Genomic DNA, 5,618 nt, shown 5'->3' on the forward strand with positions numbered 1-5,618 from the left:
CACCCCGCTCGGCAAGATCAGAACCTCCCACCTGGCCCGCCTCGAACTCGCCGCCTGAAACCACAGGCACGCAACCGTTTTGCGGATTTCCCAACAGAGTCCTGGAGGACGCCGGTCCCGCCCGCGGCCGCACGGCCGCCGCCGAAGTCCCCGAGTGGCTGGAGGAGTTCGCCGACCTCGTCGCCGACCTCGACGACAACGGCCTCGCCGACGCCGAGGACGACGCCCTGACCCGCTCAACCTCCCTCACCCCCGCAGAGGACGGCACGGAACTCGACCTGCTCCAGCACATGGAGCGATGGGCCCTCACCCACGAGGCCGCCCCCGACTCCAAGGCCGAGACCCTGATCCGCGAGCTCAAGTCGATCTGCCGGCCGTCCGACGGCACGTTCTGGACCAACCAGCGGGTCGTCGTCTTCACCGAGTACCGCGACACCCAGGAGTGGCTCCACGACCTCCTCCAGCAAGAGGAACTCACCGATGGCGGCCGCGTCGAACGCCTCCACGGAGGACTGTCCGCCGAGGAACGCGAACGCATCCGCCTCGGATTCCAGGCCGATCCGTCCCTCCCCGAGGGCAAGGTGCGCATCCTCCTCGCCACCGATGCCGCCGGCGAGGGCATCGACCTCCAGAACCACTGCCACCGCCTGATCAACTACGACATACCCTTCAACCCCAACAAGCTGGAACAGCGAATAGGCCGCATCGACCGCTGGGGTCAGAAGAAGGACCCGGAGATAACCCACTTCATCGGCTCCGGCTGGCAGCAGGCACAGGCGGGTTCCTACGAGGCGGACCTCGAATTCCTCTCCCGCGTCGCCAAGAAGGTCGCGCGCATGGAGCACGACCTCGGCTCCGTCAATGCCGTACTCGCCGACGCCGTACAGCGGCGCATGACCGGCGACACCGCGCCCGTCGACATCGAGCACGCCAGGCCCAAGCCGATCAAGGGGCGCCGCACCGGCGGTGAGGTCGCGCCCGAACAGAACGTCACCGCCCAGGCCAAGAGGCTCGCCGACCAGTACGAAAGCACCGTGTCGGCCCTCGGCCTGACCCCGGCCAACGTCCAGCGCGTCGTCGACACCGCCCTCGCCCTCGACCACCAGCCTCCGCTCCTGCCCTCCGCCTTCCGCACCGAGCAGTTCGAACCGGGCGACCTCTTCGAGGTGCAGCCCCTCTCCGGCAGCTGGGAGCGCGCCACCCGCGGCCTCGCCCACAAGCTCCGCGAAGGCGAGCAGCGCCCTCTCACCTTCTCCCCGGCGGTCGCCGCGCAGGCCCACGACGACGTGGTCCTCGCCCACCTCAAGCACCCGCTGGTCGCCCTGTCCACGCGCCTGCTCACCGCCGCCGTCTGGAACGCCGACTCGGTCGGCCTCAACCGCGTCACCGCCGTCGTCTCCGACGACCCGGCCGTCACCACCACCCTGGTCTCCGCGTACGCCCGCTACGTCCTCGTCGGCACCGACGGCACCCGCCTGCACGAGGAAGTCCTGTACGCGGGCGGCTGGTTCGGCGACACCGGCCGCTTCCGCCGCTGGGAGTCGGTCGGTGAACAGGGCAGGGTCCTGTCCGAGGCGCTCACGCAGGGCACCGAGGCCGCCCCGCACCTGCGCGGCGAACTCACCGAGGCCTGGCCGAGACTCCGCGACCCGCTCTACCGCTCCCTGGAGGCGCGCGCCGCCGAACTCGGCCGCCAGCTGGAGAGCAGGCTCGCCGACCGCCGCGCGGAGGAGGAGCGCCGCATCACCGCCACCCTCGACCGCTTCGAAGCCACCCTGCGCGCCAAGCTCAAGGAGGAGGGCGACGGCGAGGGCGAACAGCTCACCCTGCTGTCCACCCATGAGCTGACCGGCCACGAGCGCCGCCAGTTCGAGGACGACCGCCGCCGCTGGCAGGAACGCCTCGAAGGCCTCCCCGCCGAGCGCGAACGCGAACTCGCCGCCATCGCCGCCCGCTACCGGGAACCCCGCTCCCACCTCTTCCCCGCCGCCGTCGTGTTCGTCGTCCCCGCAAAGGAAGCCCGCCGATGAGCCCTCGCCGCCCCATGAGCCGCGGAATGGCCGCCGCCAAGGCCCAGGCCACCGACGGCCGCCGGCAGCACCAGGAGTGGCTGGACCTCACCGAGGTCTCCGGCCCCTTCCTCACCATGCCCGTCCTGCTGCGGGCCTGGCCCCAGCTCGACGCCCTCGAGAAGGACGAACGCGCCCGGCTGCGTGCCCGCCACGCCGACTGGCAGACCGACACGACTGCGGGCCGTGACGAGTGGGTGGCGTACATCCTGACGCGGCTCCTCGGCTGGAACGACGCCCTGACGCTCCGTCTCGGTGAGTCCGAACACCACGGCCTGGACCGTCTCACGCTGCGTGTCGCGGAGCACAACACCGAGGTCCGCCCCGACTTCGCGCTCACCGACCCCGGCACCGACCTCGCGGTGGAGCCCAGCACCGAGGCCGCCGCCAAGCGCGTACGACTCCTCGGCCTGACGGTCCCGGCCGGCACCGCGCCCACCGCCCGCGCAGGCGGAGGCGGCGACTGGGCTGCGGCCCCGGCCGACCGCCTCGCCCGCCTGCTCCGCCACCACGGCGTACCGCTCGGCCTGGTCACCGACGGCCGCTGGTGGTGCCTGGTCTGGGCCCCGCTCGGTGGCGTCACGACCACGGCGGTCTTCGACACCATCGGATGGAACGAGGCAGCGGAGCGCAACGTCGTCCGCGCCTTCGTGTCGCTGCTCCGGCGCCGCCGCTTCTTCGAGTACGAGGACGCCGAGACGCTCGTCGGCCTGCTCAAGGCGAGCCTCGCGGCGGGCGAGGACGTCACCGAGGCGCTGGGCGTCCAGGTCCGCCAGGCCGTGGAACTCCTCGTCGACGCCATCGGGCGCGCGGACGTACGGGCCGTCGAACACGGCGCCCCCGGCCTGTACGCGTCCGGCGTCGGCGCGGGCGAGGTCTACCGCGCCTCGGTCGCGGTGATGATGCGCGTCGTCTTCCTCCTGTTCGCGGAAGAACGCGGCATGTTGCCCGCCGACAACGAGGTGTACGCCCGCTCCTACTCCGCCCGCTTCCTGCGCGACGAGCTGAAGGCGCGCGCGGACGAGGAGGGCGAGACCTCTCTGGAGCACACCACGTCCGCGTGGCACCGCCTGATCGCCCTCTTCCACGCCGTGTACGGAGGAGTGGACCACCCCGCCTCCGGCTTCCACCTGCCCGCGTACGACGGCTCGATCTTCGACCCCGACACGTATCCCTGGCTGGAGCGCACCACCCCGCTGCTGCCGATAGACGACCGTACGGTCCTGCACATGCTCCAGGCGGTGCAAGAGGTCCGCGTCGGCAAGGGCAAGGACCGCGAGGTCCGCACGCTCAGCTTCCGCGCCCTGGACGTCGAACAGATCGGCTACGTCTACGAGGGCCTGCTGTCGTACGACGGCCGCCGCGCGACCGAGCACATGGTGGGGCTGATCGGCCCCGAGGGGCTGGAGCACGAGGTACCGCTGCGGGAGCTGGAGTCGCTGGCGGCGAAGGCCGCCGCCTCATCGCCCAGTGCCTTCGTGAAGGCGCTGGCGAAGGCCATCCACGAGAAGTGGAAGGAGCCGAAGCCGCCCGCGACGGCCGGACAGTTGGAGAAGAAGCTCGCCCCGGTGGGGGCCGAGGAGGCGGCGGAGGCGCGGCGCCGGCTGAACGCGGTGACGAAGGACCACCCGGGCCTGACGGAGCGGCTGCTGCCGTTCGTCGGGATCCTGCGGGATGACCTGCGTGGCCTGCCGACAGTCATCCCGAACGGCACCCTGTACGTCACCGAGTCCTCGCTCCGGAAGAACACGGGCACGCACTACACGCCCCGCTTCCTCGCGGAGGAGGTCGTGCTGCACGCACTGCAGCCCCTGGCGTACGAGCCGGGCTCGCTGCAGACGGCGGACACGGGGCAGTGGCGGCTGAAGTCCTCCGAGCAGATCCTGGACCTGAAGGTCGCGGACATAGCGATGGGCTCGGCGGCCTTCCTGGTGGCGGCCTGCCGCTACCTGGGCGACCGGCTCATAGAGGCCTGGGAGAACGAGGGCCACACGGGCGCAATGGTCTATCGGGCCGGGCGGGCTGTTGAGGCCGTGACGGCGGCGGACGCGGAACAGGACCCGGTGGTCGTCGAAGCCCGCCGCCAGATCATCGAGCACTGCCTGTACGGGGCGGACATCAACCCGATGGCCGTGGAGATGGCCAAGCTGTCGCTGTGGCTGGTGTCGATGGACCCGGGACGGCCTTTCACCTTCCTCGACGACCGGTTGGTGGCGGGGGACTCGCTCCTCGGGGTCACCGGCATGGGCCAGATCACCCGCATCCACCTCGACGCGGGCGGCCAGGAGGACTCCTTCGCCCTCGACGCACGCGACCGCGTCGACGCCCTGACCCGCGAACGCCTCGCCATCACCACCATCAAGGGCGTCGACCTGGTCGCCCTGGCCAAGAAGCGGGAGCGATTGGCGGCGGTCAACCGGCATTCGGCCCGGCTCCGCCTGGTCGGCGACCTCATCGTCGGCGCGGCCCTGGCCACCTGCTCCTCCGGCCGCGTCCCCTGGTACGAGAGCGCGGGCGGCGAGCCGGTGCGGGATCTGTTCCCTGTGGCCGCGAACATCGTCCGCGAGATCGCGTCGGAGGACGTCGCCGACGACACGGACGTGGTGCGCGCGGCGCGGGCCACGGCGCAGGAGTGGCTGGCGGCGGAGCTGCCGGAGGACGGGCTCGAACGGGCGCCGGTGCACTGGCCGCTGGTGTTCCCCGAGGTGTTCAGCGGGGGGCGGGACGGGTTCGACGCGGTGGTGGGGAATCCGCCGTTCTTGGGCGGGCAGAAGCTCACGGGCGCGCTGGGGGAGGCGTACCGGGAGTACCTGGTGCGGTACCTGGCCGGAGGCAAGCGAGGCAGTGCCGACCTGGTGGCGTACTTCGAACTGCGGGTGCATGAGCTGCTGAACGGGGCGGGGCAGACTGGATTGATCGCCACGAACACCCTTGCGCAGGGGGACTCGCGGGAAGTCGGCCTTGACCAGTTGGAGGCCCGGGGTGTCTCCATCCGGCGAGCTGTCAAGAGCAAGCCCTGGCCTTCGAGTTCGGCAGTGTTGGAGTACTGCGCGGTGTGGACGAGCCGGGCCCGGATAGCCGATGCGGCTCCCCGGGTGCTGAGCGGGGCGGCGGTACCGAACGGGATCACGACTTCGCTGAACCCGGGGACAAGGGAGGCGGCTTGGGTGGAGGCGCTGGAAGGGAACGGAGGGGTGGCGTTCCAAGGCTCGATCGTGCTGGGCCTTGGCTTCACGCTTCCCGAGTCCGAGGCCCGATCCTGGATCAGCGAAGACAGACGGTACGCGGAAGTACTGTTCCCGTACCTCAACGGGCAGGACATCAACAACCACCCGGAGCATGGGACCGAGCGGTGGGTCATCGACTTCGGGGCGCGTGAACTGAGTAAGGCTGAGGAGTACCCGAAGGCGTTCGAGAAGGTGTTGAGGGAGGTGAAGCCCGAACGTCTACTGGTTAAGGGCGTGCGCGGATAGGCGGTGCTCAGGGGCGCTTCCCGGGGCGTGCGTCCCAGCGGTAGAGGATCCACGCGCGGCGGATGAGGCGACGCAG

2 protein-coding genes are annotated in these 5,618 nt (G+C 70.9%); both read left to right on the plus strand.

Annotated elements, in window-relative coordinates; all coding sequences use genetic code 11:
* Positions 1 to 2,030: DISARM system SNF2-like helicase DrmD (drmD, locus tag ACWD5D_RS44660; RefSeq protein ID WP_451378480.1), on the plus strand; the 2,030-nt coding region annotated here is incomplete at its 5' end.
* Positions 2,027 to 5,542, plus strand: a complete 3,516-nt coding sequence (locus tag ACWD5D_RS44665; RefSeq protein WP_451378481.1) for an Eco57I restriction-modification methylase domain-containing protein — start codon at positions 2,027 to 2,029, stop codon at positions 5,540 to 5,542. The genes drmD and ACWD5D_RS44665, both read left to right, overlap by 4 nt.
* Positions 5,543 to 5,618: the final 76 nt, after the last annotated feature.

It is taken from the genome of Streptomyces sp. NPDC002520, assembly GCF_053595235.1.